Below are 25074 nucleotides of genomic sequence, written 5' to 3' on the forward strand. Positions count from 1 at the left end.
TTGATGGGGAGACGGGCGATCGGGGGCTCAGGGGAGGCGGGCCCGGAGGGCACCACCGACCAGAGCGCGGTTGAGCTTGCCGCTCACCAGCCCCTCGAGATCGAGGCCCACAGCCGTGAAGCCCAGTCCCAGGAAGGCCTGCACCAGGGCCTCACGCTCCGACACCTCGCTCCATTGCCCCAGAGCTGCGGGGAGCTGCGCAGCCGGCAACTCGATCCGGGCGGTCTCCCCCTGGCAACGCACCCGCACCTCGGACCAGCCCCGCTCCAGCAGCCAGGCTTCGGCGGCCGCCACCCGCTCCAGGCGCGCGGCGCTGATCGCCTCGCCGTAGGGAAAGCGGGACGCCAGGCAGGGCTGGGCCGGCTTGTCCCACCAGGGCAGGCCCAGGGCGCGGGAGAGATGGCGCACCGCCGCCTTGTCGAGGCCCAGCTCCGCCAGGGGTGAGCGGACACCATGCTCCCGGGCCGCCTGGATGCCGGGGCGGTGGTCGCCCAGGTCGTCGTGGTTCACCCCATCCAGCACCGCGGCCGCCCCGGCGGCAGCCGCGATCGGGGCCAGCACCCGATGCAGCTCACGCTTGCAGGCATAACACCGATCCACCGGGTTGGCGGCATAGGCCGGATCCGCCAGCTCGGCCGTGGCGATCTCCTGATGGCTGATGCCCAGCCAGCGGGCCTGCAGTGCCGCCTCCCGCCGCAGGTGGGGGGCGAGGGCAGGCGAGACCCCGGTGACCGCCAGGGCACCAGAGCCCCGCTGCTCCACGGCGATCGCCGCCACCAGCGCGCTGTCCACACCGCCGGAGTAGGCCACCACGATCCGGGGCAGGGCAGCCAGGCGCGCCCGCAGGTCGGCCAGTCCCTGATCCAGGGCTGCAGGGAGGCTCTCGAGCAGGGTGAACGGCACGGCTTCTGGGCAGCGGGAGCGGGGGGACGTGCGGCGATCCTGGCAAGGCTGGCTGGGATCCTGCGCGACGGGTTCTCGGAACACGGTGGGTAGCATCGCCGCCAACGCACGGCAGCGATGAGCCCGAGCACCACGCCCTCGCCGCAACGGAGCAGCGGACGGAGCAGCGGACGCGGCAGCAGCGCCGGCATCGGGATCCGCACGGCCTCGGACCGCGATGAGCGCACCCACGGCCAGCTGCACGTGTACGACGGCGACGGCAAGGGCAAGAGCCAGGCGGCCCTGGGGGTGGTGCTGCGCACCATCGGGCTCGGCATCTGCGAGCAGAAGCGCACCCGGGTGCTGCTGCTGCGCTTCCTCAAGGGACCCGGCCGCGCCTACGACGAGGATGCGGCCATCGAAGCGCTGCAGCAGGGATTTCCCCACCTGATCGACCAGGTGCGCACCGGCCGCGGCGAATTCTTCAGCGCCGAGCAGGTGACCCGCTTCGACCGGCAGGAGGCCGAGCGGGGCTGGGACATCGCCAAGGGAGCGATCGCCAGCAACCTCTATTCGGTGGTGGTGCTCGACGAGCTCAACCCCGTGCTCGATCTCGGTCTGCTGGACACCGAGCAGATCTGCCGCACCCTCGCGGCCAAGCCCGATGGCATGGAGGTGATCTGCACCGGGCGGGGCGCGCCGCGCCAGCTGGTGCAGCTGGCCGATCTGCATTCCGAAATGCGCGCCCATCGCCGCCAGGACGCCACGGCCGAACCCCTGGGCCTCGACGGCATCGAGATCTACACCGGCGAGGGCAAGGGCAAGAGCACCAGCGCCCTGGGCAAGGCCCTGCAGGCCATCGGCCGGGGCATCAGCCAGGACAAGAGCCACCGGGTGCTGATCCTGCAGTGGCTCAAGGGAGGCGCCGGCTACACCGAAGATGCCGCCATCGCCGCCCTGCGGGAGAGCTATCCCCACCTGGTGGACCATCTGCGCTCCGGCCGCGATGCGATCGTGTGGCGCGGCCAGCAGCAGCCGATCGACTACGTGGAGGCCGAGCGGGCCTGGGAGATCGCCCGGGCGGCGATCTCGAGCGGGCTCTACAAGACGGTGATCCTCGATGAGATCAATCCCACGGTGGACCTGGAGCTGCTGCCCCAGGAGCCGATCGTGCAGACCCTGCTGCGCAAACCGGCCGAAACGGAGGTGATCCTCACCGGCCGCTGCCGCAACCGCCCCCTCTATTTCGACCTGGCCTCGGTGCACTCCGAGATGGTGTGCCACAAGCACTACGCCGAGCGGGGGGTGGACCTCAAGCGCGGCGTGGATTACTGAACGGGCCGCTCAGCAGCGCTGCACCAGCTCAGTAGCGCTGCACCGAGGGATCCACCTCCTGGCTCCAGGCGTCGATGCCCCCGCTCACGTTCACGCCCTCGATGCCATGGCGCCCCAGGGCCAGCAGGGCCTTGGCGCTGCGGCCGCCCAGCTTGCAGTGCACGTAGAGCTTCTTGCCCTCGGCCAGCCGTCGCACATCCTCGATCGCCTCACCGCTCTCGATCCGATCGAGCGGCACCAGCACGGATCCGGGGATCACGGCGATCTCGGCCTCCTGGGGATTGCGCACGTCCAGCAGCAGGATCTCCTCCAGCCGGCCGTCGATCACGGTCTTCAGCTCAGCCACCGTGATGGTGGGAACGGAACCCGCCTCCTCCTGGCCGGGGGCGCTGCCGCCCACACCGCAGAACTCCTGATAATCGATCAGCTTGTCGATCACGGGACGCTCCGGGTTGGGCCGCAGCTTCAGCTCCCGGAACTTCATCGCCAGGGCATCGAACAGCAGCAGCCGGCCACTGAGGGTGGTGCCGATGCCGGTGATGATCTTCACGGCCTCCGTGGCCTGGATCACGCCGATGATCCCGGGCAGCACGCCCACCACACCGCCTTCGGCACAGGAGGGCACCATGCCCGGCGGCGGCGGCTCGGGGAACAGGTCGCGGTAGTTGGGGCTCTCGGCATCGAGGTTGAACACGGTGGCCTGGCCCTCGAAGCGGAAGATCGAGCCGTACACGTTCGGCTTGCCCAGCAGCACGCAGGCGTCGTTCACCAGGTAGCGGGTGGGGAAGTTGTCGGTGCCATCGCAGACCAGGTCGTAGGGCTCGATGATCGCCAGGGCGTTCTCGCTGGTGAGGGCCGTCTCGTAGAGATCCACCTGGCAGTGGGGGTTGATCTCGTGGATCCGCGCCTTGGCCGATTCGATCTTGGGCTTGCCCACCCAGCTGGTGCCGTGGATCACCTGGCGCTGCAGGTTGGAGTGGTCCACCAGGTCGAAATCGACGATGCCGATCCGCCCCACCCCCGCGGCCGCCAGATAGAGCAGCAGGGGGGAACCCAGGCCGCCCGTTCCCACGCAGAGCACCGAGGCCGCCTTGAGGCGCTTCTGCCCCTCCATGCCCACCTCCGGCAGGATCAGATGGCGCGAGAAACGGGCCACCTCATCGGAGCTGAGCTGGACGCCAGTGGTGTCGGGGGGAAGCATCGGCAGGAGCGTGGCCGCGGCAGCTCGGGCCGCGGACCGGATCAATCACCCATTCTCCACGGCAGCGGCCGGGGTGGGGCCTCCCCCTCCTCCAGCCACCAGGCGCAAGGGTCACCATCCCTGCCCACGATCACCATCAGCGCCGGGGCCAGGGTGAGAGCCCGATCGGTGGGCGACGGCCGCGCCGGCCCCGCAGGATGGCTGTGGGCGGCTCCCAGCACCGCCAGCCCCCGCGGCCGGCTCCAGCGCTGGGCCACGAGCTGTTCCCTGGGATCGATGGCGAAGCGATGACCCCGCTCCCCTGGCCGCGGCCAGACGTTCAGGCAGGGCCAGACCCGCTCCAGATGCCACAGGGAGCCCCCATCCATCGCCGCGGCCGGGAACCGGCGCCCCAGCAGCAGGGCACAGCCCTCGTCCGGAGCCGCACAGGTGAGGAGCCTGACCAGCACGGTGAGCAGGTCGGGATCAACGCCCAAGGCGATTGGCGCGGTGGAGGGCACACCGATACTTTATGGAGCATTGTGAGCCGGAGCGCTGCGCAGGTCATGAACGACACCACCACCCCCACGGTCGAATCCGGCGACACCACGCAGCAGGCCAGCGACGCCGGCACGGCGGCGTTCGGCGCCACCGCCACGGAATCCGGCACCGCCGGCGCTTCCCAGACAGCAGCCGAGATCAAGGAGCGCTACAGCGAGATCCTGGGGCAGATCAACCAGACGCTGGGCCAGGTGGACTGGACCCAGATGGGGCGGATCGGCAAGGCGGTCGGCATCCTGCTGGTGGTGATCGTGGCCCAGATCCTGATCAAGGGCGTTCTCGACACGATCAACCTGCTGCCGATCGTGCCTGGCCTGCTGGAGCTCCTGGGGCTGGTCATTGTCGGGCAGTGGAGCTGGAAGAACCTCACCACCAGCGAGAAGCGCTCCGCCGTGGTGAACAGGCTGCAGAACCTCCGCAGCGAGTACCTGGGCTGAGCACCGCGGGCTGAGCACTGCGCTGCTCTTCAGCTCAGCCGGCCCCGCCCCCGCCCCCGCCGATGGCCCGAAGCCTCGCCATCGAGGCTTCCGCCTGGCGGCGGTAGCCGCCGCCGAAGAGGTTGGCGTGGTTGAGCAGGTGGTAGAGGTTGTAGAGCTCCATCCGGGGCTGGGTTCCTGCCGGCAGGGGCCACTCCGCCTGGTAGGCCGTGAAGAACTCGTCGGGGAAGCCACCGAACAACTTGGCCATGGCCAGATCCACTTCCCGGTCGCCCCAGTAGCAGGCCGGATCGAACAGGGCCGCGGCGTTCTCCATCACACCGGCGTTGCCAGTCCACAGATCCCCGTGCACCAGCACGGGGTCGCAGGCATGGTCCCGCAGCAGCCGGCGGGCGCCCTCCATCACGGCCGCCGCCCCGCTGCAGGGCTCACCCCGGGCCGCCGCCATCGCGAACTGAGGGGCCAGCCGGCACTCCGCGAAGAAGTCAGCCCAGCAGGGTCGCCAGCCGTTGGCCTGGGGTGCCGAGCCGATGAAGTTGTCGGCGGGGAAGCCGAATCCGCACCCGGCGTGGCCCCCCAGGCTGTTCCTGTGCAGCCGCGCCAGCCCCCGGCCGAGCAGGGCCCAGCCGGCCCCACCGCCCTGCAGGGATAGCCACGGAAGCACCAGCACCGCCCGATCCCCCACCACGCCGCAGGCGAGGGGCAGGGGCACCAGCAGCTCCGGCGGCGACCAGGTCGCCAGGGCCTCGAGTCCCGTGGCTTCGGCCTCCAGCATCGGCAGGGCTCCGGCCCGGTTGCTCTTGGCGAACAGGGTGCGGCCATCCGCGCAGCTGAGGCGCCAGGCCTGATGGATGCACCCCCCTCCCACCGGCACCGCACGGTGCACCTGGCTGCCCAGACGGGACAGCAGCCACTCCGACAGCGCCTCGAGGGGAAGACCGGACATGTCGCGATGGCGCGCTCCTGGCTGCCAGCATGCCGCCATGGGGCAGAGCGTGGATGTGGTGGTGGTCGGGGCCGGCGTCGCCGGGCTCACCGCCGCTGCCCTGCTGGCGGATGCCGGCCTGAGCGTGGAGCTGCTGGAAGCCCACAGCCAGACCGGTGGCTGTGCCGGCACCTTCCGCCGCGGGCCCTATGTCTTCGATGTGGGGGCCACCCAGGTGGCGGGCCTGGAGCCGGGGGGGAGCCACGCCCGGATCCTGGCCCATCTCGGCCTGCCCATCCCTGCGGCCAGCCCCCTCGATCCCGCCTGTGTGGTGGATCTGGCGGATGGCAGCCCACCGGTGCGCCTCTGGCGGGACCCGGCGCGCTGGCACGAGGAACGGGAGCGCCAGTTTCCTGGCAGCGGGGCGTTCTGGCGGCTGTGCGCTGCCCTGCATCAGGCCAACTGGGAGTTCGCCGCCCGCGATCCGGTGCTGCCCCCCCGCAACCTCTGGGATCTGCGCCGGCTGCTCGGGGCCCTCAGACCGGCCAACCTGGCTTCGGGTCTGCTGGCTTCAGCCAGCATCGATCAGGTGCTGCAGCTCTGCGGCTGCGGGGGGGATGGGCGCCTGCGGCACTTCCTCGATCTGCAGCTGCGGCTCTATTCCCAGGAACCGGCGGAGCGCACGGCGGCCCTCTATGGGGCCACGGTGCTCGCCATGGCCCAGGCCCCGCTGGGGCTCTGGCATCTGCAGGGGTCGATGCAGGTGCTGAGCACCGCCCTGGAGGCAGCCCTGGCGAGGGCCGGTGGCCAGCTCCGCCTGCGTCACCGCGTGGTGCAGCTGCAGCGCCGGAACCACGGATGGGCCGTGCGGGCCCGGGCCCCCGGCCGCGATGGCCCCGCAGAGCGCTGCTGGGAGGCCGCGGATGTGGTGCTGGCGATTCCGCCCCAGAGCCTGCCGGATCTGGTGGGTCCCGCGGGGCTGCCGGCCGCTTACCACCGCCGGCTCACCCGCCTGCCGGACCCGTCCGGCGCGCTCGTGCTCTACGCGGCGGTGGAGCGCGCTGCGCTGCCGGCCGACTGCCCCAGCCACCTCCAGATCGCCTGGGATGCCCCGGGCTCCCTGTTCCTGTCCGTGAGCAGGCCTGGAGACGGCCGGGCACCGGAGGGTGAGGCCACCCTGATCGCCAGTGTCTTCACCGAGGCACGGCCCTGGTTCGCCCTCACTCCCGCCGCCTATGGGGCCGCCAAGGCCCGGGCCATGGCAGGCATCCGCCGGGGGGTGGAGCATCACCTCGGTCTGCCGTCCTCGGCCTGGCGGCACCTGGAACTGGCCACACCCCGGGGCTTCGCCCGGTGGACCGGCAGGCCCTTCGGGTTCGTGGGGGGCCTGGGCCAGAGGCCCTCCAGCTTCGGTCCCTTCGGCCTGGCCAGCCGAACTCCGCTGGAGGGCCTCTGGCTCTGCGGCGATGCCATCTATCCCGGCGAGGGGACCGCCGGCGTGACCCTCTCCGCCCTGATGGCCAGCCGCCAGCTGCTGGCGCGCCAGGGCCGGGAGCTGACGCTCAGAGAAAGCCCGGACGCAACTGCTGACAATCCCTGAGCTCCTCCTGAAGGGCGCTCCAGTTCTCCTGGGCCAGGTGCCGCTCCAGCTGCTCGAGGCTGCGGCGGTAGGCGGCGAGCGCATCCTGGAGCGCCTCCCGGTTGCATCGGGCCATCAAGGTGCCCAGCTCCGGGTTACCCCCTCCCACCCGGCTGGTATCGGCGAAGCCACTCGAGGCCAGGGCCCGCACGAGCTCGGGGATGCCGCCCCCCTGCCGGCGGGCCGCGTCATCCACCCCCTGCAGCAGCGCCGCGCTCACCAGCACGGGCAGGTGTGAAATCAGGGCCACGGCGCGATCGTGCTCCGCCGCGGGACAGACCAGGCAGCGGGCCTCCACCGCCGCCGCCAGGCTGACCACCTGATCGAGCGCTGCCGGATCGGTGGGGGGGTCTGGGGTCAGGACCCAGGGGCGACCGCGGAACAGCCCCGGCTGCCCAGCCTCCACGCCGGCCGCAGCGGTTCCCGCCATCGGGTGGCCGGCCACGAAGCGGGGGTGCAGCGGCGTCCAGCACTCCAGCACAGGTGCCTTCACGGATCCCACGTCGGTGACGACCGCTTCCGCCGGAATGGCCTGCACAAGCGCGGGCTCCGGCGCCAGCAGCCGGTCGAGCGGCAGGGCCAGCACCACCAGGGCACAGCCCCGCAGGATGGCGGGATCCAGGCTCACGTGCGTGGCCAGGCGTCGCTGCCGCGCCCGTTCGGCGGTGGCCTGCCGATGCACCAGGGCCAGCACCTCCATCCCCCGGGCCTGCAGATCCAGGCCCAGGGAACCTCCGATCAGGCCGAGGCCCACGATGCCGATGGGACCCTCCAGCCGGGCCGGCACCAAGGGGGGGCTCACCAACGGTGGTGTTGTCATCACGGCTGCAGTGCCACCGGGCCAGCTTCGTACGATTCAGGCCCCGGCTGACGGCGGCGGATGCTCGAGGCCCATGCCCATCACCAGCTGAAGGCCCTGCTCCGCAGGGAGGGCCGCAGAAGTCAGGACGCCTGGCCCCATCAGCTCAGCCTCTGTCGGCTGGTGGCTCGGAGCCTGCGGCGTTGCGATCACACCCTGGTGAGGCTCACGCCGGGCAGCGGCCCTGGCTGGCTGCTGGGCCTGCTGGTGCCGCTGGCCTTGAGCGAAGCTTCGGTGGCGCTGGTGCTGAGCCCGGGCCTGCGGCAGCGGCTGCTGGAGGTGGAGCTGCCCCGGCTGGCGGCTGCTGGCCTGGCCCTGCCCTGCCATGAGGGGCCCGGCTCCGAGGGTGCCCGGCTGTGGCTGCTCAGCGTGGAGGAGCTGCTGCAGGCCTGGCGCGGGGGCACCCTGGGAGGGCGGCAGCTGGTGATCCCGGAAGCCGAGCAGCTCGATGCCCGGCTCCGGGCCGGCCTGGCCATGAGACTGGTGGGAGCCGACTGGGACCGACTGGCCCGCGCCCACCCCGCTGCCGCTCCGGCGCTGGCGGAGCTGCACGGACGGCTGAGCCGGCAGGTGATGGCCCACCCCGGGGGGGATCGCCGTCCCCTGCCCCTCGCGCCGGAAGACGAGGCCCCGCTGCGGCAGTTGCTCGGCCTCTTCCAGCCGCTGCCGGAACCCTGGCAGCGATGGCAGGCCAGCGGGGGAGACGCCTGGGTGAGCTGGGCCGCGCTGGAAGCCGCCTGCCAGCACCAGGGTCCGGCCCTCGTCTGGAGCCTGCATCGGCAGCCGCTCGAGCCGCTGCACCTGCTCAACGGTCTCTTCGAGGGTCGCGGCGCCGTGCTGGTGGCGGAACTGGCCGGATCCAGCACGCAGCTGACCGGCAACGGGGATGCCGGCCTGGGCTTCATCCCGAACGTCTGCGTGGATCTGGGCGATACGCCGCTGTCCGATCCGCTGCCGGTGTACGCCCCCCTCCGCCAACCGTTGCCGAACAGCCCGCGCTACGGCGAGCACCTGCTGGACCAGTGCCGCCGCCTTGTGCTGGGGCAGGCAGGGCTCAGCCTCATCCTCATCGACGATGAGGGATTGCGTCTCTCCCTGACCAGCGGCCTGGCCGCCGAGTTCGGCAGTCGGGTGGTGCACGAGAGCAGCACGGCTGAATCCAACGGGGTGATCTGCGCGCGCTGGAGCTGGTGGCTGGACCACCAGGGCCTTCTGCCCCTGCCGTGCCAGATCGTGGTCGGTCTGCTGCCGATCGCCAGCCTGGAGGATCCGCTCACGGCAGCCCAGGTGCTGGCCCTGCGGCGCCAGGGCCGTGACTGGTTCCGGGAGCGGCTGCTGCCCGACGGGCTCACCCGCCTGCAACTGGCCATCACCGGCCTGCGGGGACAGGGAGGAAGACTGGCCATCCTGGATGGCAGGCTGCGCGGCCGCAGCTGGGGACGCCAGGTGCTCGGGGCCCTGGAGCCATGGGTGAACCTCCGTCAGCTGTTGCCGCCGTAACCCCCCACCTAGCCTGAGCCGGTGAAAGCCGTTCCGGAGCACGACCGATGGGGGAAGCACGCCGCCGCACCATCCAGGGCCTTCCCCCCAAGGGACCGAAGCGTGCCGAAGACGGCGACACCTCGCCCCGGATCGCCCCGTGGCTGCCCCTCACCCGCCCCCAGGCCGACCGGTTCGTGTCCATCACCACCAGGGGCGCCTGGATCGGCATCGCGGCCCTCGTGCTGTTCTGGCTCACGGTGCGCTTCCTGGGTCCGGCCCTGGGATGGTGGACGTTGGCGGACGGCTGACCCAGGTCCGGGGCCAGGTCCGGAACTAGGCATTCATACCCACAGAAAACGGAAGAAATGCTTAGGATCCGTAGTTATTGGCGCTAGACCCATGTTTCCCCGGCTCGCGGAGCAGTACCGCTCCGTTGTCCACGATCTGGTGATGAGCCTTGAGGCCCTGGCCACAAGCCTCCAGAGCCGCGGCATGGCCGCCACCTGTTACAGCTGCGGCGATGGCCGCGATGGTCACGGTGCCTCCTTCGTCGCCAACCTGGGCACCAACCACATGGTGCGGTTTCTGGTCTCCGACTTCGGCATCAGCTGGGTTGAATCCCGCAACGGCCATGAGCTGGTGAAACTGGAAGGAGCCGAAGCCATCCAGGAACTCCAGCGAGTGGCACAGGTGCTCCAGAGTGCCCCCAGCCAGGACGTTGCTCCCGCAGCGCCGTCGATCACCCCCTGAAGGCCGGCCCCCTGTCTCCGGTGGCAGACAGCCGGTGAGGCTGACCTGCCACCCGCGCCCGGCTGTCATCCGGCCACCGGCAGAGCACCGGCTGGGCTGGCCCCAGCATCGCCCCCGGAAGCAGCTGCCATGCCCGATCCCTCAACGGCGGACGCCGTGCTGGCTGAAGCCTTGGCCGCCGCAGCCAGGGGCTTCATCGAATTGGCCGTCACCTCCGAACCTTCGGTGAGCTTGCGCCGGGTGCGCTGCTCGATCTCGGCAGCTTGCTCCGGATTCTGCTCCAGCCAGGTGATGGTGTTGTCGCGGCCCTGGCCGATGTTGTCGCCCTCGTAGCTGTACCAGGCGCCCTTGCGGATCACCACACCGGTTTCCTCGGCCAGATCGAGCAGGCATCCCAGGGTGCTGATGCCCCGACCGAACAGGATGTCGAACTCGGCGATCCGGAACGGGGGGGCCACCTTGTTCTTGGCCACCTTCACCTTGGCGCGGATGCCGTATTCCTCGGTGCCGCGCTTCAGCGTCTGGATGCGGCGAATGTCGAGGCGCACCGAGGCGTAGAACTTCAGCGCATTGCCGCCGGTGGTGGTTTCCGGACTGCCGTAGGTGACGCCGATCTTCTGGCGCAGCTGGTTCAGGAAGATCACGGTGCAGCCGGACTTGCCGATGTTGCCGGTGATCTTCCGCATGGCCTGGCTCATCAGACGGGCCTGGCTGCCCACCGCCAGATCCCCCATCTCCCCCTCGATCTCGGCCCGGGGCGTCAGAGCCGCCACCGAGTCGACCACGACGATGTCGACGGCGGCGGAGCGCACCAGCTGGTCGACGATCTCCAAGGCCATTTCGCCCGTATCCGGCTGGGATACCAGCAGGTTTTCGATGTCCACCCCCAGGGCGGCCGCATAGACGGGATCGAGGGCGTGCTCAGCGTCCACGAACGCCGCCACGCCACCGCGCTTCTGTACCTCGGCGATGGCATGGAGCGTGAGGGTGGTCTTGCCGGAACTCTCCGGGCCGTAGACCTCCACCACCCGGCCCTTGGGATAGCCGCCGCCGAGGGCCAGATCGAGGGTCAGGGCACCGGTGGAGATCGTTTCCACCCGCATGCGGGAGGCATCGCCGAGGCGCATGATCGAGCCCTTGCCGAAGTTGCGCTCGATCTGGTTGAGCACCAGGCCCAGGGCCTTGTCCCGCTCCGCCGCGGCACGGGCATCGGCGGAAGAGGAGGCCGCGGCACCGGTCGTGGCGAAGGAAGCGGCCTTGGAATCAGCAGGCATGGGGAGGAAAACGGAGGGTGAATCGGGCCGCAGAGCCATCCTGCGGCCGCCGGGAAGTCAGTACCACCAAACGAGACCAGCGTCTCAATCGCGCCTAGTACGTACGTACCCTAGCGGGTCAGGGCCACTGCGCCAGGGGGCCGGCAAAGCGTTCCGGCTCCAGCCAGTGGATCCCGTCGGGCAGATCGACGCCATCCGCCGGACCGAGATAGCCCCAGCTCACCAGAAAGCAGCGCACGGCCGTCAGGGCCGGATCGGCGCGCACCCGCTCCAGGGTCGGGCGGCGGTCCTCCACGAACCACAGGCGGGGATGGCGGACGAGCAGCCGCCGCAGCACCTCGGGCTTGCTGCCCTGTTCGTGGCCGTGCAGGGCCGAGGGCTCCAGGGCGGCAGCCTGCAGGATCCGGTGGGCAAAGTCCTTGCCCTTGGTGGTGAGCACCATCCAGGCGACGCCGTCGCCGTCCAGCCGCCGCAGCCGCTCCACGACGCCGGGATAGAAGCGGTGCAGGGCGAGCCAGGCGGACAGGTCCGCGCGGATCGCGCGGGATCGCACCTGCTCAAGCGTCTGCTGCAGCTGCGGCGCGCTCCAGCCCCAGCGGGCGAGGAGCTGGGGCAGCCGCTGGCTGTAGTGGGCGAGGAGGTCCTCCAGGGCGAGGTCCGCACGGGAGAGTTCCGCCGCCATCAGCACCATCTCCCATCCCTTGTGGATGAGCGGACGCAGGCGGGCGAAGGCGGCAGGCGCCTGCTCGGGCAGCGCGATGGCGGGGGCCAGCTGCAGGGCCGCCGCCCGGGCGGCCCACCAGTACTCGGCCATGCCGTCCACGAGCACCCCGTCGAAGTCGAAGACGACCAGGGGAGCGGCGGGGGAGTTCCCAGTCACGGCAGGGCTCCCAGAGTGCTGGGGAAAAACTGGGCCGCTAGGATTCGAACCTAGGAATGGCGGGACCAAAACCCGCTGCCTTACCACTTGGCGACGGCCCAATGTCGGTGGAGTCAGGCTGCCGGGGCAGCAGCTCCTGAAAGGGGGAAACCCAGCTGGTGAGACCGGATCCCGCAGCGGCGCTCGCCGTTGCCTAGATAGTTACCCACAGCGTCCGGTCCTTCGTCAATCACCAGCCGCCGTGAAGCCCAGCCCGTTCAGGCCGGGAACAGGCGCAGCCGCTGATCGCCGCTGGGACCGAACACGGCTGTGCGCACCCGGTAGCGGCTGGCCAGCTCACACTGCAAGCGGCGCACCCGTTCACTGCGGGGCAGCAGTTCCACGGGCTGGCCCTGGGCCAGCACCACGTGCTCCACCGCCAGGCGGCACTCCTCCAGGGCCGCCAGGGTGTCATCGCCCTCGGGGGCCGGCGAGGGGGGCTCCAGGGGGCGGTGGCGGGCGAGCAGCCGCTCCAGGGCCCGCTGCAACTGGGGCATGGCACTGCTCTTGATCACCAGGATCGGCAGGCCCAGATCCTGGGCCAGACGGCGCACGTGGGGGTCGCGGCCGAGCTGCTGGCGGGCGCTGAGCACCACGTCAGCCAGCTCCACGCTGCCCACCACGGCCACGGGCATCTGCCGGGCCCGCACCACCTGCTCGAGGGCGCTGCGGCTGATGCCGGCGCCGTAGACCCGCAACGGCGGGGGCGCGGTGGCTGGAGGAGGTGGCGGAGCCGCAGGTGAAGGCTCAGGTGGGGGCGCCCCGCCCCCAGCACTGGCGGCAGGGGGGCTGGCGGCAGGGGCCGGAACGCCGGGCGCTGCGGCGGCTCGGGGCGACAGGGGCCTGGCGATGGAACGGGGGCGGGGGGGCAGGTCCTCCTGCAGCTGCAACCGTCCATCCGGCCCCAGCTCCCGCACCTGGGGCCTGGCGGCCTGGCCCCGCAGCAGCCCGTCCACCGTCTGGGCCACATCCCGGTGGATCAGCCAGCGATGGCGGCTGTGCATCTCCACCGCCAGGGGAAAGGTGGGCTCGGCAGCCCGCTCCAGCACGGTCTTCTGGGTGCGCCGCCGCCGCGCCTCCTCATCCCCGAGGGTGACCGACTGGATCCCCCCCACCAGATCGCTGAGGGTGGGGTTCTTGATCAGGTTGGTGAGCTCGTTGCCGTGGGCCGTGGCCACCAGCATCACGCCCCGCTCCGCAATGGTTCGCGCCGCCTGGGCTTCCCGTTCCGTGCCGATTTCATCAATCACGATCACCTCGGGCATGTGGTTCTCCACCGCCTCGATCATCACCTCGTGCTGCAGGTCAGGCCTGGCCACCTGCATGCGGCGGGCGCGGCCGATGGCGGGATGCGGGATGTCGCCATCGCCGGCGATCTCGTTGCTCGTGTCGATCACCACCACCCGCTTGCCGAGATCGTCGGCCAGCACCCGGGCGATCTCCCGCAGGGCCGTGGTCTTGCCCACCCCGGGGCGGCCCATCAGCAGCAGCGACTGGCCGGAATCGAGCAGGTCGCGCACCATCACCACCGTGCCGAACACGGCCCGGCCCACGCGGCAGGTGAGGCCCACGATGGCCCCGGTGCGGTTGCGGATCGCGCTGATGCGGTGCAGGGTGCAGGCGATGCCGGCCCGGTTGTCCGCGCCGAAGGCGCCCAGCTGGTCCACCACCGCATCGAGATCGCTGCGCTCCACCGGCCGATCGCCGAGCAGGGAGGCCCGGCCCGGGTAGCGGGCCTCCGGCAGCCGGCCCAGGTCCAGCACCACCTCCAGCAGGTGGGCCCGGCTCTCCGCACTGGCGAGGGCCGCCCGCACCGGAGCGGGGAGCACCGCCAACAACCGGTCGAGGTCGTCGCTGATGGCCTGGGGCGTCCCCGTGGCCGGCAGCTCGGCCGCCATGGGAGGGGGAGGGATCAGGGGCTCGGGGGACGGCACCGCAACGGCCTGGGGTGGCCTCGTTCTAGCCAGGGCAGCACCAGACCCCGCGCCTGCTTCAGGGCCCGGGGCCACAGCTCCGAGGCCGCCAGCAGGGACACACCCCGCCGCTGGGCCTCCTGCAGCAGCGGCTGAAGGGAGCGCCGGGCCACGCCGCCGAAGGCGACGCCGGCGCAGAGCCGCGCCAGCGCAGGCTGGCGTTGCAGCAGGGGCAGCGTGGAGGCATTGGTGCCGCCGGCCAGCTGCAGGGGGCCGGGCGGCAGCCGGCGGCCACGGCGCTGCAGGAGGGTCACGGCGGCATGGGCGGTGCCATCACCCACATCCCCGCTCATCGGCCGGCCGTCCAGCTGCCAGAGCGGCGCCAGTCCATGGGCACGCAGGGCCCGGTAGCGCTGCCACAGCTCCTGCTCGGCCACCTCGGGGCCGGCACTCACCGCCACCCGGCGGAACGGGACCCCACTGAGGCGCAGCTGCTCCAGCCGCTGCTCGAAGGGCTGCTGACGTCCTGGCTGGGTGTGCAGCTCCACCGCATCGGGAGCCAGCTGCCGCAACAGCGCAGGCACCGCCGCTGCCGGGAGCACGCGGCCACGCTCCTCGATCAGGCCCAGCGGACAGGCCGGCAGGCAGCGGCCGCAGCCGTAGCAGCGCTCCTCCAGCACCCCGGCGGCACCGGTGGCTCCAACGCCGATGGCGAGGGCCGGGCAGACCCGCTCACAGGGGCGCGGGCAGGCGGGCGGGCATTGCCCCGGATCGAACCAGGCCTTGCGGAAGTGGGGATCCTCACCGTCGCTGAGGCTGATCATCAGCCACGGACGTTCGGCCCCATGGCCTTCGGCCCAGGCGATGCCGCGGCGGGCAGCGGCCACGGCTGCGGTGTCGGCCGCCACATCCAGGCAATGCACTCCGGCGAGCGCGTAGAGGCCGGCAAGGTCCTCGATGGCGGCCAGATCGTGATTGCTGGCACCGGCGATCCACTTCACCCAGCTGCCGCAGCGCAGGGCCGTCTCAGGCGTCATCGCCGCGGATCCCTCCCGCAGACGCGTGGCGCAGCACGCCTCAGGCGGCGGCCAACACGGCCTCCAGGGGCTGCCAGCGCAGCTCCCGGGCCCCGCCCATCTCCACCACGATCTTGAGGCGGGCCTCCCGCTGGGTGAGCTTCACCAAGGAGCTGAGCTCCGCCGTGGAGAGCACCTGCCCCTCCAGCAGCCACAGCAGGATGGGCTGGTCGCCCTCCAGCAGACTGCCCAGCTGCGGCATCACGCGGTGCACCTCTCCGACGGCGGCGCCGCGTCCCACGCTCTGGTGGCCCAGGTGCGGAGGACGGACTCCATGCAGCTGGAGCAGGAAGGCCTCGGGGTCGCCCAGGCCGCGGGCGGACGTGATCTGGGCGCGGTAGCCGGCGGCCCGCAGGCGCCGCATCAGCCGGGTCTCCGCCCCCCCCTCCAACGGAGCGAACAGAGCCAGGGCACCGGCCCGCTCGAGGTCTTGTCGAAATCCCCGACCAGACAACAGCAGCGGCATGGTGATGGTGACGCGGTGGGGCGAGTCTGCCAGCTTCCCGGGGATGGGGAACGTTCCCTGGGGACAACACCGGGAGGGGGAAGGCTGTGGGGTATGGTTGTCAGCTGTGCTTGGAATCTGTGCCCGACCGCTAGCCGGGCCTCCAGAACCTCGCACCAGGTCGCCAGTGGTGGCGGCCTCCACGGCCTGCGCGGCAGCACGGGTTTTTCCAACGTCTTCGCTTCGGCCCTGACGACCCTGGAAAAGCTTCTGTCTCGTCGCCGGGAAACTGCCTGAACGCGCTGATCTCTCCCAGGAGACGGTCCGTCCGGTCCAGGCAAGTCCCAGCCGCGCTGATCAGATCCTCGGGTCTGTCTGCTAGCGCCCTGGATTTCTCTTCAGGGTTCCGAGCTCTGCCGGGGTCGTCGCCGACGCCGACCGCAGAGCCCGGATCCGGAATGGACGACACGGCACAGCACGACATTCAGGCATCTGCATCGGCTTCACCGGTACCCCCGGTGGTCCAGCTGGCGCTGACTCCCCTCCTATGTCCATCGGCATTCTTGGGAAGAAACTGGGCATGTCCCAGTTCTTCGACGAGGCGGGCAAGTCCATCCCGGTCACCGTGATCGAGGCTGGTCCCTGCCGCATCACCCAACTCAAATCCACCGACACGGACGGCTACACCGCCGTGCAGCTCGGTTTTGGCGACATTCGCGAAAAGCTCGTGAACAAGCCTGCCCAGGGCCACCTCGCCAAATCCGGTGAGGACCTGCTCCGCCATCTCAAGGAATACCGGGTCGACAGCCTGGATGGTCTCGAGCTGGGCGGTGCCGTCACCGTCGCCGCCTTCGAGCCCGGCCAGAAGGTCGATGTGAGCGGCGACACGATGGGCCGGGGCTTCGCGGGCTACCAGAAGCGCCACGGCTTCAGCCGCGGCCCGATGACCCACGGCTCCAAGAACCATCGTGAGCCGGGTTCCACCGGCGCTGGCACCACCCCGGGCCGGGTCTATCCCGGCAAGCGGATGGCCGGCCGTTACGGCGGCAAGCAGACCACCACCCGTGGCCTGGTGATCCTGAAAGTGGACACCGAGCGGAATCTGCTGGTGGTGAAGGGATCGGTGCCCGGCAAGCCCGGCGCGCTGCTCAACATCCGCCCGGCCAACCGGGTGGGCGCCAAGGCCGGGAACTGAGGAGGACCGACAACATGGCTCACTGTGTGATTCGCGACTGGCAGGGCAAGGAGGCCGGCAAGGCCGACCTCGACCTCAAGGTCGCCAAGACAAGCTCCGCCACCGACCTGGTGCACCGTGCCGTGGTGCGGCAGCTGGCCCACGCCCGCCAGGGCACGGCCAGCACCCTCACCCGGGCCGAGGTGGCCGGTGGTGGCCGCAAGCCCTACAAGCAGAAGGGCACCGGCCGGGCCCGCCAGGGTTCGATCCGCACCCCCCTGCGCCCGGGCGGCGGCGTGGTGTTCGGGCCCAAGCCCCGCAGTTACAACCTGGCGATGAACCGCAAGGAGCGTCGCCTGGCCCTGCGCACCGCCCTGATGAGCCGCGTGGAGGACATCACCGTGGTGAAGGGGTTCGGCACCGGTCTGGAGACGCCGAAAACCAAGGAGGTCAGCGCAGCCCTCGCCCGCTTCGGCATCGAGGCCGGCGCCAAGGTGCTGGTGATCCTCGACAACGCTTCCGAAGCCGTACGCAAGTCCGTGCGGAACCTCGAGAAGGTGAAGCTGATCGCCGCCGATCAGCTCAATGTGTTCGACCTGCTCAACGCCAGCAAGCTGGTGGTGAGCGAGGAGGCACTCGCGAAGATTCAGGAGGTCTACGGCGATGGCTGAACGTTTTGCAGGCCGGCTCGCGGATGTGATCCGCCGGCCGCTGATCACCGAGAAGGCCACCCGTGCCCTCGAACTGAATCAGTACACCTTCGAGGTGGACCACCGGGCCGCCAAGCCCGACATCAAGGCGGCCATCGAAAGCCTGTTCGATGTGAAGGTGGTGGGCGTCAGCACCATGAACCCGCCGCGTCGCAGCCGCCGCGTCGGCCGCTTCGCCGGCAAGCGCGCCCAGGTCAAGAAAGCCGTGGTGCGCCTGGCCGAGGGCAACGCCATCCAGCTGTTCCCTGAGTCCTGAGGAGGGGTCTACAACCACATGGCAATCCGTAACTACCGCCCCACCACCCCCGGCACCCGCACCCGTGTCGCCAGTGACTTCACCGAAGTCACTGGCCGCGGACGGGAGCGGGGCCTGGTGGTGGCCAAGCACCGCCGCAAGGGCCGCAACAACCGCGGTGTGATCACCTGCCGCCATCGCGGCGGCGGTCACAAGCGCCTCTATCGCCTCGTCGACTTCCGTCGCGACAAGCACGGCGTGGCAGCCAAGGTGGCGGCCATCCACTACGACCCGCACCGCAACGCCCGCCTGGCCCTGCTCTTCTACGTCGACGGCGAGAAGCGCTACATCCTGGCCCCCGCGGGCATCGAGATCGGCCAGGAGGTGGTGTCCGGGCCCGACTCCCCGATCGAGAACGGCAATGCCCTGCCGCTCTCGGCCATCCCCCTGGGTTCCAGCGTTCACAACGTGGAGCTCTACGCCGGCCGCGGTGGCCAGATGGTGCGCACCGCCGGTGCCAGCGCCCAGGTGATGGCCAAGGAAGGGGACTACGTCGCCCTCAAGCTGCCCTCCACCGAGGTGAGGCTGGTGCGCCGTGAGTGCTACGCCACCCTTGGGGAGGTGGGCAACTCCGAGGTGCGCAACACCAGCCTGGGCAAGGCCGGCCGCAAGCGCTGGCTGGGCCGCCGCCCCGAGGTGCGCGGTTCGGTGATGAACCCCTGCGACCACCCCCACGGTGGTGGCGAAGGCCGTGCCCCCATCGGCCGCTCCGGCCCCGTCACCCCGTGGGGCAAGCCGGCCCTCGGCCTCAAAACCCGCAAGCGGAACAAGCCCAGCAACCGGTTTGTGCTCCGGAAACGCCGCCGCACCTCCAAGCGGAGCCGAGGCGGACGCGATTCCTGATGAACCACACCGCTTTGCCCGCTTCCTGAACCGCTATGGGACGTTCACTCAAAAAAGGTCCGTTTGTCGCCGACAGCCTGCTTCGCAAGGTTGAGAAGCAGAACGCCGCCAACGACAAGACCGTGATCAAGACCTGGTCACGCGCCTCCACCATCCTGCCGATGATGATCGGCCACACGATTGCCGTCCATAACGGCAAATCCCATGTGCCGGTCTACGTGACCGAACAGATGGTGGGCCACAAGCTCGGGGAATTCGCCCCCACCCGCACCTTCCGGGGCCACATCAAGGACAAAAAGGGAGGCCGATGATCTATGGCTAACACCGCTCCGAACCAGGCCCTCGCCCACGGCCGCTACATCCGCGGCTCCGTGAGCAAGGTGCGTCGTGTCCTCGACCAGATCCGCGGCCGCACCTACCGCGAGGCGCTGATCATGCTCGAGTTCATGCCCTACCGCTCCACCGGGCCCATCACCAAGGTGCTGCGCAGCGCCGTGGCCAACGCCGAGCACAACCTCGGCATGGATCCGGCCAGCCTGGTGGTGACCACCGCCAGCGCTGACATGGGCCCTTCCATGAAGCGCTACCGGCCCCGCGCCCAGGGTCGCGCCTACGCGATCAAGAAACAGACCTGCCACATCAGCATTGCTGTGGCCCCTTCCGCCTGACCCCGAGGACACCGAACCGATGGGACACAAAATCCATCCAACCGGCCTGCGCCTGGGGATCACCCAGGACCACCGCTCCCGCTGGTACGCCCCGAGCAAGACCTATCCCACCCTCCTGCAGGAGGACGATCGGATCCGCAAGTTCATCCACAAGAAATACGGCGCCGCCGGCATTTCCGACGTGCTGATCGCCCGCAAGGCCGACCAGCTCGAAGTGGAACTCAAGACCGCACGCCCCGGTGTGCTGGTGGGCCGCCAGGGCAGCGGCATCGAAGACCTCCGCACCGGCATCCAGAAGACCGTGGGCGATGCGAACCGCCAGGTGCGCATCAACGTGGTGGAGGTGGAGCGCGTCGATGCCGACGCCTTCCTGCTGGCCGAGTACATCGCCCAGCAGCTCGAGAAGCGGGTGGCCTTCCGCCGCGTGATCCGCATGGCCGTGCAGCGGGCCCAGCGGGCCGGCGTACTCGGGCTGAAGATCCAGGTGAGCGGTCGCCTGAACGGTGCCGAGATCGCCCGCACCGAGTGGACGCGCGAGGGCCGGGTGCCGCTGCACACCCTGCGCGCCGACATCGATTACGCCACCAAGCTGGCCAGCACCACCTACGGGGTGCTCGGCATCAAGGTGTGGGTGTTCAAGGGCGAGGTGTTGCCGGGCCAGAAGGAGCAGCTGCCCGTGGGCGCCGCTCCCCGCCGCCGGACCAGCCGGCAGCCGCAACAGTTCGAAGACCGTTCGAACCAGGAGTGATCAGGAGGCCTGAACCATGCTGAGTCCAAGACGCGTCAAGTTCCGTAAGCAACAGCGAGGCCGCATGCGCGGTGTCGCCACGCGCGGCAACACCATTGCCTTCGGGGAATTTGCCCTGCAGGCCCAGGAGTGCGGGTGGATCACCTCCCGCCAGATCGAGGCGAGCCGCCGCGCCATGACCCGCTACGTCAAGCGGGGCGGCAAGATCTGGATCCGGATCTTCCCGGACAAGCCCGTCACCATGCGCCCCGCGGAAACCCGCATGGGCTCCGGCAAGGGCAACCCGGAATTCTGGGTGGCGGTGATCAAGCCCGGTCGCATCCTGTTCGAGATGGGGGGGGCTGACATCACCCCCGAGATCGCACGGGAAGCCATGCGCCTGGCGCAGTACAAGCTGCCCGTGAAGACCAAGTTCCTCACCCTCGACGATCAGCCGGTCGCCGGTGGTGAGACCCCTGCAGCCGCTGCTTCGGTTTCGGCCGAGCCTGCCAACACTGTGGAGTCCTGACCATGGCCCTTCCTGCTATCGCCGACGTGCGCAAGCTCACGGACGGTGACATCACCGAACAGATCGACGCCACCCGGCGCGAATTGTTCGACCTGCGCTTCCAGCAGGCCACGCGCCGCCTGGAACATCCCCACCGCTTCAAGGAAGCCCGCATCAAGCTGGCTCACCTGCTCACGGTGCGGAACGAGCGCCAGGCCTCCGCAGCCCAGGCTGTTTCAGCTACCTGATACCCCCCTCGATCCCATGGCACTCAAGGAAAGGGTCGGCACCGTCGTCAGCGACAAGATGGACAAGACGGTGGTGGTGGCGGTGGAAAACCGCTTCCCTCACCCCATCTACCAGAAGACGGTGAGCCGCACCAAGCGCTACAAGGCCCACGACGAAGACAACAACTGCAAGGTGGGCGACCGCGTGCGCATCACCGAAACCCGGCCGCTCAGCCGCACCAAGCGCTGGACCGTGGCCGAGGTGATCAACACCTCCGCCGCCACTTGAAGAGGAACGACCGATGATTCAACAGGAAACGTTTCTCAACGTCGCTGACAACAGCGGCGCCAAGCGCATCCAGTGCATCCGTGTGCTGGGCACCAACCGCCGCTATGCCCACGTCGGCGATGTCATCGTGGCCGCCGTGAAGGACGCCATGCCCAACATGGGTGTCAAGAAATCGGATGTGGTCAAGGCCGTGGTGGTGCGCACCAGGGCCACCCTGCGCCGCGACACCGGCAACGCCATCCGCTTTGATGACAACGCCGCGGTGATCCTGGGCAACGAGAACAACCCGAAGGGCACGCGGGTGTTCGGTCCGGTGGCCCGCGAACTGCGGGAGCGCAACTTCACCAAGATTGTGTCCCTCGCCCCGGAGGTGATCTGAAGATGGCAACCGCAACCCCCAAAGCCACGCCCGCTACGCGCACCAAGATGCGCATCCGCAAAGGCGACACCGTGCAGGTGATCAGCGGCAAGGACAAGGGCAAGACCGGTGAGGTTCTTCGCACCCTGCCCTACGAAAACCGAGTGGTGGTGCAAGGCATCAACCTGCGCACCCGGCACGTCAAACCCACCCAGGAGGGTGAAACAGGTCGCATCGTGACCGAGGAGGCCTCCCTGCACGCCTCCAACGTGATGCTGTATTCCACCAGCAAGAACGTGGCCAGCCGCGTCGAGATCGTTGTGGAGAGCGACGGCACCAAGAAACGCCGTCTCAAGAAAACCGGGGAAATCCTCGACTGAATTCCCACAGCTCTGACCACACCCGCCATCCATGGACGGTGTGAAGTCAGGCCCAACTCCTACAGCGATCTTTTCATCTCCGAACCCCCGTCCGCCTTCTGACCCCGCCCAGAAGCGCAACCACTTTCCCCGCCATGTCCCTCAAACAGCGCTACCGGGAGACGATTCAGCCCAAGCTCCTCAAGGATCTGAATCTCTCCAATGTCCACGAAGTCCCGAAGGTGGTGAAAGTCACCGTCAACCGGGGCCTGGGCGAAGCCGCCCAGAACGCCAAGGCTCTTGAGGCCTCCATCACCGAGATGGCCACCATCACCGGGCAGAAGGTGGTGGTGACCAGGGCCAAGAAGGCCATTGCCGGCTTCAAGATCCGCCAGGGCATGCCCATCGGCGTGGCGGTCACCTTGCGCGGTGAGCGCATGTACGCGTTCCTGGAACGCCTGATCCATCTGGCCCTGCCGCGCATCCGCGACTTCCGCGGAGTGAGCCCCAAGAGCTTCGATGGACGTGGCAACTACACCCTGGGGATTCGGGAACAGATCATCTTCCCTGAGATCTCGTTCGACAAGATCGACGCGATCCGTGGCATGGACGTCACGATCGTGACCAGCGCCCGTAACGACGAAGAGGGCCGGGCCCTCCTCCGCGAGATGGGAATGCCGTTCCGCAGCAACTGAGCCCTCTTCGGACCCGACCATGGCCAATCACGACCCGATTTCCGACATGCTCACCCGCATCCGCAATGCGAGTGAGAAGCATCACGAGACCACCCGTATCCCCTCCTCCCGCCTCCTCCGCAGCATTGCCAACGTGCTGCAGAAGGAAGGCTTCATCGCCGGCATCAGCGAAGAGGGCGAGGGTGTGCAGAAGCACCTCGTGGTGGAACTCAAGTACAGCGGCAAGCACCGCCAGCCCACGATCCGCTCCGTGCAGCGCGTCAGCAAGCCCGGTCTGCGCATCTACAAGAACAACCGCCAGCTGCCCAAGGTGCTCGGTGGCCTCGGTGTGGCCATCATCTCCACCTCCAAAGGTGTGATGAGCGACCGCGACGCCCGCAAGCAGGGCGTGGGTGGCGAAGTGCTCTGCTACGTCTACTGATCAGGGAGATTGACTCATGTCACGTATTGGTAAAGCCCCCATTTCCTTGCCCGACAAGGTCACCGTCAGCCTCAGCGGCCTCGCGGTGACCGTCAAAGGCCCCAAGGGGGAACTGAGCCGCACCCTCCCCGAGGGGGTGGCGGTTGCCCAGGAGGGCAGCACGATCGTGGTGAGCCCCACCAGCGAGAGCCGCCGCTCCCGTGAGCGCCACGGCCTCTGCCGCACGCTGGTGGCCAACATGGTCGAGGGCGTCAGCCAGGGCTACACCCGCAAGCTCGAGATCGTCGGGGTGGGCTACCGCGCCGCCGTCCAGGGCAAGAAGCTCGTGGTGTCAGCCGGCTACAGCCACCCGGTGGAGATGGTGCCCCCGGAGGGCGTCACCTTCGCCGTCGAGGGCAACACCACCGTGCTCGTCTCCGGCGCCGACAAGGAGCTGGTGGGCAACGAAGCCGCCAAGGTGCGCGCCATCCGCCCGCCCGAGCCCTACAAGGGCAAGGGCATCAAATACGCGGGCGAGCGCATCCTGCGCAAGGCCGGCAAGACCGGCAAGAAATGAGGTCTGCCTGAGCGTCGTTACCCTGTATTGCCATGTCATCCCCCTCTCGCAAAGAGCAGACCCAGAAGCGCCACCGCCGTCTGCGTCGCCATCTCACCGGCACAGCCGACCGTCCGCGCCTGGCCGTCTTCCGCTCCAACAACCACATCTACGCCCAGGTCATCGACGATGCCGCCCAGAGCACGCTGTGCTCGGCTTCGACGGTGGACAAGGAGCTGCGTCCCAGCGTGACCGCAAGTGGCACCTGCGACGCCTCCGTGGCCGTCGGCCAGCTCGTGGCCAAGCGTGCCCTGGCCAAGGGCATCTCCCAGGTGGTCTTCGATCGCGGCGGCAACCTGTACCACGGCCGGGTCAAGGCCCTGGCTGACGCCGCCCGGGAAGCGGGCCTTCAGTTCTGATCCCGACTTTCACCATGACCGAAACCAACGATCAAGTTCAATCCAACGCCGTTCCAGCCGCAGCCGACGTCCCGGCGGCGGCGGATGGCCAGCAGGAGCGCCGAGGCGGCCGCGGCGAAGGCCGGGGTGATCGCCGTGGTGGCCGGGGCCGCGACAACCGCCGCGGCCAGGAACGCGACTCCGAATGGCAGGAGCGGGTCGTCCAGATCCGTCGCGTCTCCAAGACCGTGAAAGGCGGCAAGAAGATGAGCTTCCGCGCCATCGTGGTGGTGGGCAACGAGAAGGGCCAGGTGGGCGTCGGGGTCGGCAAGGCCGGCGATGTGATCGGTGCCGTTCGCAAAGGTGTGGCCGACGGCAAGAAGCACCTGGTCAAGGTGCCTCTCACCCGCAGCAACTCCATCCCCACCCTGAGCAACGGCCGCGATGGCGCCGCCAGCGTGCTGATCCGGCCCGCCGCTCCCGGTACCGGGGTGATCGCAGGCGGCTCCATCCGCACCGTGCTCGAGCTGGCCGGAATCAAGAACGTGCTGGCCAAGCGCCTCGGGTCCAAGACCCCGCTCAACAATGCACGCGCCGCCATGGAGGCCCTCGCCGGGCTCCGCACCCACAAGGAGACCGCCAAGGAGCGGGGCATCTCCCTTGAGCAGATCTACTCCTGAGGCCTCCCGATGAGCATCACTCTTCAATCTCTCCAAGCCAACCCCGGCGCCCGGCGCCGCAAGCTGCGCAAGGGCCGCGGCATCGCCGCCGGCCAGGGGGCCAGCTGCGGCTTCGGCATGCGGGGCCAGAAGTCCCGTTCCGGCCGCCCCACCCGTCCCGGTTTCGAGGGCGGCCAGATGCCCCTCTACAGGCGCGTGCCCAAGCTCAAGCACTTTGAGCTGGTGAACCGCAAGGAATTCACCGTGATCAATGTGGCGAAGCTCGAAGCCTGCACCGCCGGCAGCACCGTGAACCTTGACTCCCTGGTGAAGCAGGGCATCGTGACCAGCCCCAAGCACCCCCTCAAGGTGCTCGGCAACGGCGACCTCTCGGTGAAACTCACCGTGCAGGCCTCCGCCTTCACAGCCAGTGCCCGCGCCAAGATCGAAGCCGCAGGCGGCAGCTGCGAAGTCATCTGACTCCCCCCGGCGCCAGCCACGCCCGGCCGTCGCCCTAAGGTCTGAGCCGTC

34 protein-coding genes and 1 tRNA gene are annotated in these 25074 nt (G+C 69.5%); 24 read left to right on the top strand and 11 right to left on the bottom strand.

Annotated elements, in window-relative coordinates:
• Positions 1 to 27: 27 nt before the first annotated feature.
• Positions 28 to 903: an ATP-dependent sacrificial sulfur transferase LarE gene (gene larE / locus CBM981_RS08410; protein ID WP_225867315.1), complete on the bottom strand. Its 876-nt coding sequence runs from the start codon at positions 901 to 903 to the stop codon at positions 28 to 30.
• Between the two features lie 117 nt (positions 904 to 1020).
• On the opposite strand from larE, the gene CBM981_RS08415 reads away from it, so the two are divergent.
• Positions 1021 to 2217 carry a cob(I)yrinic acid a,c-diamide adenosyltransferase gene (locus CBM981_RS08415; protein ID WP_087068037.1) on the top strand — a complete coding sequence of 399 codons (1197 nt, stop codon included), beginning with the start codon at positions 1021 to 1023 and terminating at the stop codon, positions 2215 to 2217.
• A 28-nt stretch (positions 2218 to 2245) separates the two neighbouring features.
• Here the strand turns inward: CBM981_RS08415 and moeB are convergent, their stop codons facing one another.
• Positions 2246 to 3418, bottom strand: coding sequence for a molybdopterin-synthase adenylyltransferase MoeB (gene moeB / locus CBM981_RS08420; RefSeq protein WP_087068038.1), 1173 nt, complete (start codon positions 3416 to 3418; stop codon positions 2246 to 2248).
• 41 nt (positions 3419 to 3459) lie between these two features.
• A complete protein-coding gene (locus tag CBM981_RS08425) occupies positions 3460 to 3894 on the bottom strand; it encodes a M67 family metallopeptidase (RefSeq protein ID WP_225867316.1) in 435 nt (144 codons plus the stop codon).
• Positions 3895 to 3963: 69 nt separating this feature from the next.
• On the opposite strand from CBM981_RS08425, the gene CBM981_RS08430 reads away from it, so the two are divergent.
• Positions 3964 to 4395, top strand: a complete 432-nt coding sequence (locus tag CBM981_RS08430; RefSeq protein ID WP_087068040.1) for a CAAD domain-containing protein — start codon at positions 3964 to 3966, stop codon at positions 4393 to 4395.
• Between the two features lie 34 nt (positions 4396 to 4429).
• Here the strand turns inward: CBM981_RS08430 and CBM981_RS08435 are convergent, their stop codons facing one another.
• Complete coding sequence (locus CBM981_RS08435) at positions 4430 to 5341, bottom strand: fructosamine kinase family protein (RefSeq protein WP_087068041.1); 912 nt, start codon at positions 5339 to 5341, stop codon at positions 4430 to 4432.
• A gap of 37 nt (positions 5342 to 5378) precedes the next feature.
• On the opposite strand from CBM981_RS08435, the gene crtD reads away from it, so the two are divergent.
• Positions 5379 to 6920 carry a C-3',4' desaturase CrtD gene (gene crtD, locus CBM981_RS08440; RefSeq protein ID WP_087068042.1) on the top strand — a complete coding sequence of 514 codons (1542 nt, stop codon included), beginning with the start codon at positions 5379 to 5381 and terminating at the stop codon, positions 6918 to 6920.
• On the opposite strand, the gene CBM981_RS08445 is transcribed toward crtD, so the two are convergent.
• The gene (locus CBM981_RS08445) at positions 6883 to 7761 is read right to left on the bottom strand and encodes a prephenate/arogenate dehydrogenase (RefSeq protein WP_225867317.1); all 879 of its coding nucleotides are present in this window, start codon (positions 7759 to 7761) and stop codon (positions 6883 to 6885) included. The two genes, crtD and CBM981_RS08445, sit on opposite strands and share 38 nt — an antisense overlap.
• Before the next feature lie 78 nt (positions 7762 to 7839).
• On the opposite strand from CBM981_RS08445, the gene CBM981_RS08450 reads away from it, so the two are divergent.
• From CBM981_RS08450 to CBM981_RS08460, 3 genes are all read left to right on the top strand, one after another.
• Positions 7840 to 9318: a helicase gene (locus CBM981_RS08450; RefSeq protein WP_087068044.1), complete on the top strand. Its 1479-nt coding sequence runs from the start codon at positions 7840 to 7842 to the stop codon at positions 9316 to 9318.
• Between the two features lie 47 nt (positions 9319 to 9365).
• Positions 9366 to 9608 (top strand): DUF2839 domain-containing protein, encoded by a 243-nt coding sequence (locus CBM981_RS08455; RefSeq protein ID WP_087068045.1) that lies wholly within the window; start codon positions 9366 to 9368, stop codon positions 9606 to 9608.
• A gap of 91 nt (positions 9609 to 9699) precedes the next feature.
• Complete coding sequence (locus CBM981_RS08460) at positions 9700 to 10050, top strand: DUF1815 family protein (RefSeq protein ID WP_087068046.1); 351 nt, start codon at positions 9700 to 9702, stop codon at positions 10048 to 10050.
• A 65-nt stretch (positions 10051 to 10115) separates the two neighbouring features.
• Here the strand turns inward: CBM981_RS08460 and recA are convergent, their stop codons facing one another.
• From recA to CBM981_RS08490, 6 genes are all read right to left on the bottom strand, one after another.
• Positions 10116 to 11324, bottom strand: a complete 1209-nt coding sequence (gene recA, locus CBM981_RS08465) for a recombinase RecA (RefSeq protein ID WP_087068047.1) — start codon at positions 11322 to 11324, stop codon at positions 10116 to 10118.
• A gap of 118 nt (positions 11325 to 11442) precedes the next feature.
• Positions 11443 to 12204, bottom strand: a complete 762-nt coding sequence (locus tag CBM981_RS08470) for an HAD family hydrolase (protein WP_087068048.1) — start codon at positions 12202 to 12204, stop codon at positions 11443 to 11445.
• A 29-nt stretch (positions 12205 to 12233) separates the two neighbouring features.
• Positions 12234 to 12305, bottom strand: a tRNA-Gln gene (locus CBM981_RS08475).
• Positions 12306 to 12461: 156 nt separating this feature from the next.
• The gene (locus CBM981_RS08480) at positions 12462 to 14141 is read right to left on the bottom strand and encodes an AAA family ATPase (RefSeq protein ID WP_087068049.1); all 1680 of its coding nucleotides are present in this window, start codon (positions 14139 to 14141) and stop codon (positions 12462 to 12464) included.
• Positions 14142 to 14155: 14 nt separating this feature from the next.
• On the bottom strand, positions 14156 to 15193 hold the full coding sequence (locus CBM981_RS08485) for an LdpA C-terminal domain-containing domain (RefSeq protein ID WP_087068050.1): 1038 nt from the start codon (positions 15191 to 15193) through the stop codon (positions 14156 to 14158).
• A gap of 40 nt (positions 15194 to 15233) precedes the next feature.
• Positions 15234 to 15698 (bottom strand): NAD(P)H-quinone oxidoreductase subunit N, encoded by a 465-nt coding sequence (locus tag CBM981_RS08490; RefSeq protein WP_087068051.1) that lies wholly within the window; start codon positions 15696 to 15698, stop codon positions 15234 to 15236.
• A gap of 526 nt (positions 15699 to 16224) precedes the next feature.
• Here CBM981_RS08490 and rplC point away from each other — a divergent pair.
• From rplC to rplO, 18 genes are all read left to right on the top strand, one after another.
• Positions 16225 to 16872 carry a 50S ribosomal protein L3 gene (gene rplC, locus CBM981_RS08495; protein WP_087068052.1) on the top strand — a complete coding sequence of 216 codons (648 nt, stop codon included), beginning with the start codon at positions 16225 to 16227 and terminating at the stop codon, positions 16870 to 16872.
• Between the two features lie 14 nt (positions 16873 to 16886).
• Positions 16887 to 17522, top strand: a complete 636-nt coding sequence (gene rplD / locus CBM981_RS08500; protein WP_087068053.1) for a 50S ribosomal protein L4 — start codon at positions 16887 to 16889, stop codon at positions 17520 to 17522.
• Positions 17515 to 17817 carry a 50S ribosomal protein L23 gene (locus CBM981_RS08505; protein ID WP_087068054.1) on the top strand — a complete coding sequence of 101 codons (303 nt, stop codon included), beginning with the start codon at positions 17515 to 17517 and terminating at the stop codon, positions 17815 to 17817. The genes rplD and CBM981_RS08505 overlap by 8 nt, the downstream gene beginning before the upstream one ends.
• Before the next feature lie 18 nt (positions 17818 to 17835).
• Entirely contained in the window at positions 17836 to 18699 is an 864-nt protein-coding gene (gene rplB, locus CBM981_RS08510; RefSeq protein ID WP_087068055.1) for a 50S ribosomal protein L2, read from the top strand.
• A gap of 35 nt (positions 18700 to 18734) precedes the next feature.
• Complete coding sequence (gene rpsS / locus CBM981_RS08515; protein WP_006911786.1) at positions 18735 to 19010, top strand: 30S ribosomal protein S19; 276 nt, start codon at positions 18735 to 18737, stop codon at positions 19008 to 19010.
• 3 nt (positions 19011 to 19013) lie between these two features.
• On the top strand, positions 19014 to 19367 hold the full coding sequence (gene rplV, locus CBM981_RS08520; RefSeq protein ID WP_006911273.1) for a 50S ribosomal protein L22: 354 nt from the start codon (positions 19014 to 19016) through the stop codon (positions 19365 to 19367).
• A 19-nt stretch (positions 19368 to 19386) separates the two neighbouring features.
• Positions 19387 to 20115, top strand: a complete 729-nt coding sequence (gene rpsC / locus CBM981_RS08525) for a 30S ribosomal protein S3 (RefSeq protein ID WP_087069299.1) — start codon at positions 19387 to 19389, stop codon at positions 20113 to 20115.
• Between the two features lie 16 nt (positions 20116 to 20131).
• Complete coding sequence (rplP, locus tag CBM981_RS08530) at positions 20132 to 20623, top strand: 50S ribosomal protein L16 (protein ID WP_087068056.1); 492 nt, start codon at positions 20132 to 20134, stop codon at positions 20621 to 20623.
• Positions 20624 to 20625: 2 nt separating this feature from the next.
• Positions 20626 to 20850 (top strand): 50S ribosomal protein L29, encoded by a 225-nt coding sequence (gene rpmC / locus CBM981_RS08535; protein WP_087068057.1) that lies wholly within the window; start codon positions 20626 to 20628, stop codon positions 20848 to 20850.
• Between the two features lie 16 nt (positions 20851 to 20866).
• A complete protein-coding gene (rpsQ, locus tag CBM981_RS08540) occupies positions 20867 to 21118 on the top strand; it encodes a 30S ribosomal protein S17 (protein WP_087068058.1) in 252 nt (83 codons plus the stop codon).
• A gap of 13 nt (positions 21119 to 21131) precedes the next feature.
• The gene (rplN, locus tag CBM981_RS08545; protein WP_087068059.1) at positions 21132 to 21497 is read left to right on the top strand and encodes a 50S ribosomal protein L14; all 366 of its coding nucleotides are present in this window, start codon (positions 21132 to 21134) and stop codon (positions 21495 to 21497) included.
• 2 nt (positions 21498 to 21499) lie between these two features.
• A complete protein-coding gene (gene rplX / locus CBM981_RS08550; protein WP_087068060.1) occupies positions 21500 to 21856 on the top strand; it encodes a 50S ribosomal protein L24 in 357 nt (118 codons plus the stop codon).
• Between the two features lie 134 nt (positions 21857 to 21990).
• Complete coding sequence (gene rplE / locus CBM981_RS08555) at positions 21991 to 22530, top strand: 50S ribosomal protein L5 (protein ID WP_087068061.1); 540 nt, start codon at positions 21991 to 21993, stop codon at positions 22528 to 22530.
• A gap of 19 nt (positions 22531 to 22549) precedes the next feature.
• The gene (gene rpsH / locus CBM981_RS08560; protein ID WP_087068062.1) at positions 22550 to 22951 is read left to right on the top strand and encodes a 30S ribosomal protein S8; all 402 of its coding nucleotides are present in this window, start codon (positions 22550 to 22552) and stop codon (positions 22949 to 22951) included.
• Between the two features lie 16 nt (positions 22952 to 22967).
• Positions 22968 to 23507 carry a 50S ribosomal protein L6 gene (gene rplF, locus CBM981_RS08565; RefSeq protein ID WP_087068063.1) on the top strand — a complete coding sequence of 180 codons (540 nt, stop codon included), beginning with the start codon at positions 22968 to 22970 and terminating at the stop codon, positions 23505 to 23507.
• 32 nt (positions 23508 to 23539) lie between these two features.
• Positions 23540 to 23905, top strand: coding sequence for a 50S ribosomal protein L18 (gene rplR / locus CBM981_RS08570; RefSeq protein WP_087068064.1), 366 nt, complete (start codon positions 23540 to 23542; stop codon positions 23903 to 23905).
• A gap of 14 nt (positions 23906 to 23919) precedes the next feature.
• The gene (gene rpsE / locus CBM981_RS08575; protein WP_087068065.1) at positions 23920 to 24564 is read left to right on the top strand and encodes a 30S ribosomal protein S5; all 645 of its coding nucleotides are present in this window, start codon (positions 23920 to 23922) and stop codon (positions 24562 to 24564) included.
• A gap of 9 nt (positions 24565 to 24573) precedes the next feature.
• On the top strand, positions 24574 to 25023 hold the full coding sequence (gene rplO / locus CBM981_RS08580) for a 50S ribosomal protein L15 (RefSeq protein WP_087068066.1): 450 nt from the start codon (positions 24574 to 24576) through the stop codon (positions 25021 to 25023).
• The last annotated feature ends 51 nt before the right edge of the window (positions 25024 to 25074 follow it).

Source organism: Cyanobium sp. NIES-981, from assembly GCF_900088535.1.
Classification (GTDB): domain Bacteria; phylum Cyanobacteriota; class Cyanobacteriia; order PCC-6307; family Cyanobiaceae; genus NIES-981.

What these genes read in the sequence shown, in the direction of transcription:
- rplV (WP_006911273.1), top strand. Translation starts at nt 19,014, where the DNA reads ATGGCTAACACCGCTCCGAACCAGGCCCTCGCCCACGGCCGCTACATC.
- recA (WP_087068047.1), bottom strand. Translation starts at nt 11,324, where the DNA reads ATGCCTGCTGATTCCAAGGCCGCTTCCTTCGCCACGACCGGTGCCGCG.
- CBM981_RS08480 (WP_087068049.1), bottom strand. Translation starts at nt 14,141, where the DNA reads ATGGCGGCCGAGCTGCCGGCCACGGGGACGCCCCAGGCCATCAGCGAC.
- rplB (WP_087068055.1), top strand. Translation starts at nt 17,836, where the DNA reads ATGGCAATCCGTAACTACCGCCCCACCACCCCCGGCACCCGCACCCGT.
- rpsC (WP_087069299.1), top strand. Translation starts at nt 19,387, where the DNA reads ATGGGACACAAAATCCATCCAACCGGCCTGCGCCTGGGGATCACCCAG.
- CBM981_RS08460 (WP_087068046.1), top strand. Translation starts at nt 9,700, where the DNA reads ATGTTTCCCCGGCTCGCGGAGCAGTACCGCTCCGTTGTCCACGATCTG.
- rpsH (WP_087068062.1), top strand. Translation starts at nt 22,550, where the DNA reads ATGGCCAATCACGACCCGATTTCCGACATGCTCACCCGCATCCGCAAT.
- CBM981_RS08450 (WP_087068044.1), top strand. Translation starts at nt 7,840, where the DNA reads ATGCTCGAGGCCCATGCCCATCACCAGCTGAAGGCCCTGCTCCGCAGG.
- rplX (WP_087068060.1), top strand. Translation starts at nt 21,500, where the DNA reads ATGGCAACCGCAACCCCCAAAGCCACGCCCGCTACGCGCACCAAGATG.
- rplD (WP_087068053.1), top strand. Translation starts at nt 16,887, where the DNA reads ATGGCTCACTGTGTGATTCGCGACTGGCAGGGCAAGGAGGCCGGCAAG.
- rplE (WP_087068061.1), top strand. Translation starts at nt 21,991, where the DNA reads ATGTCCCTCAAACAGCGCTACCGGGAGACGATTCAGCCCAAGCTCCTC.
- CBM981_RS08505 (WP_087068054.1), top strand. Translation starts at nt 17,515, where the DNA reads ATGGCTGAACGTTTTGCAGGCCGGCTCGCGGATGTGATCCGCCGGCCG.
- CBM981_RS08490 (WP_087068051.1), bottom strand. Translation starts at nt 15,698, where the DNA reads ATGCCGCTGCTGTTGTCTGGTCGGGGATTTCGACAAGACCTCGAGCGG.
- rplF (WP_087068063.1), top strand. Translation starts at nt 22,968, where the DNA reads ATGTCACGTATTGGTAAAGCCCCCATTTCCTTGCCCGACAAGGTCACC.
- CBM981_RS08430 (WP_087068040.1), top strand. Translation starts at nt 3,964, where the DNA reads ATGAACGACACCACCACCCCCACGGTCGAATCCGGCGACACCACGCAG.
- crtD (WP_087068042.1), top strand. Translation starts at nt 5,379, where the DNA reads ATGGGGCAGAGCGTGGATGTGGTGGTGGTCGGGGCCGGCGTCGCCGGG.
- rplP (WP_087068056.1), top strand. Translation starts at nt 20,132, where the DNA reads ATGCTGAGTCCAAGACGCGTCAAGTTCCGTAAGCAACAGCGAGGCCGC.
- CBM981_RS08435 (WP_087068041.1), bottom strand. Translation starts at nt 5,341, where the DNA reads ATGTCCGGTCTTCCCCTCGAGGCGCTGTCGGAGTGGCTGCTGTCCCGT.
- rpsS (WP_006911786.1), top strand. Translation starts at nt 18,735, where the DNA reads ATGGGACGTTCACTCAAAAAAGGTCCGTTTGTCGCCGACAGCCTGCTT.
- CBM981_RS08415 (WP_087068037.1), top strand. Translation starts at nt 1,021, where the DNA reads ATGAGCCCGAGCACCACGCCCTCGCCGCAACGGAGCAGCGGACGGAGC.
- rplC (WP_087068052.1), top strand. Translation starts at nt 16,225, where the DNA reads ATGTCCATCGGCATTCTTGGGAAGAAACTGGGCATGTCCCAGTTCTTC.
- rplO (WP_087068066.1), top strand. Translation starts at nt 24,574, where the DNA reads ATGAGCATCACTCTTCAATCTCTCCAAGCCAACCCCGGCGCCCGGCGC.
- CBM981_RS08485 (WP_087068050.1), bottom strand. Translation starts at nt 15,193, where the DNA reads ATGACGCCTGAGACGGCCCTGCGCTGCGGCAGCTGGGTGAAGTGGATC.
- rpmC (WP_087068057.1), top strand. Translation starts at nt 20,626, where the DNA reads ATGGCCCTTCCTGCTATCGCCGACGTGCGCAAGCTCACGGACGGTGAC.
- CBM981_RS08455 (WP_087068045.1), top strand. Translation starts at nt 9,366, where the DNA reads ATGGGGGAAGCACGCCGCCGCACCATCCAGGGCCTTCCCCCCAAGGGA.
- rplN (WP_087068059.1), top strand. Translation starts at nt 21,132, where the DNA reads ATGATTCAACAGGAAACGTTTCTCAACGTCGCTGACAACAGCGGCGCC.
- rpsE (WP_087068065.1), top strand. Translation starts at nt 23,920, where the DNA reads ATGACCGAAACCAACGATCAAGTTCAATCCAACGCCGTTCCAGCCGCA.
- moeB (WP_087068038.1), bottom strand. Translation starts at nt 3,418, where the DNA reads ATGCTTCCCCCCGACACCACTGGCGTCCAGCTCAGCTCCGATGAGGTG.
- rplR (WP_087068064.1), top strand. Translation starts at nt 23,540, where the DNA reads ATGTCATCCCCCTCTCGCAAAGAGCAGACCCAGAAGCGCCACCGCCGT.
- rpsQ (WP_087068058.1), top strand. Translation starts at nt 20,867, where the DNA reads ATGGCACTCAAGGAAAGGGTCGGCACCGTCGTCAGCGACAAGATGGAC.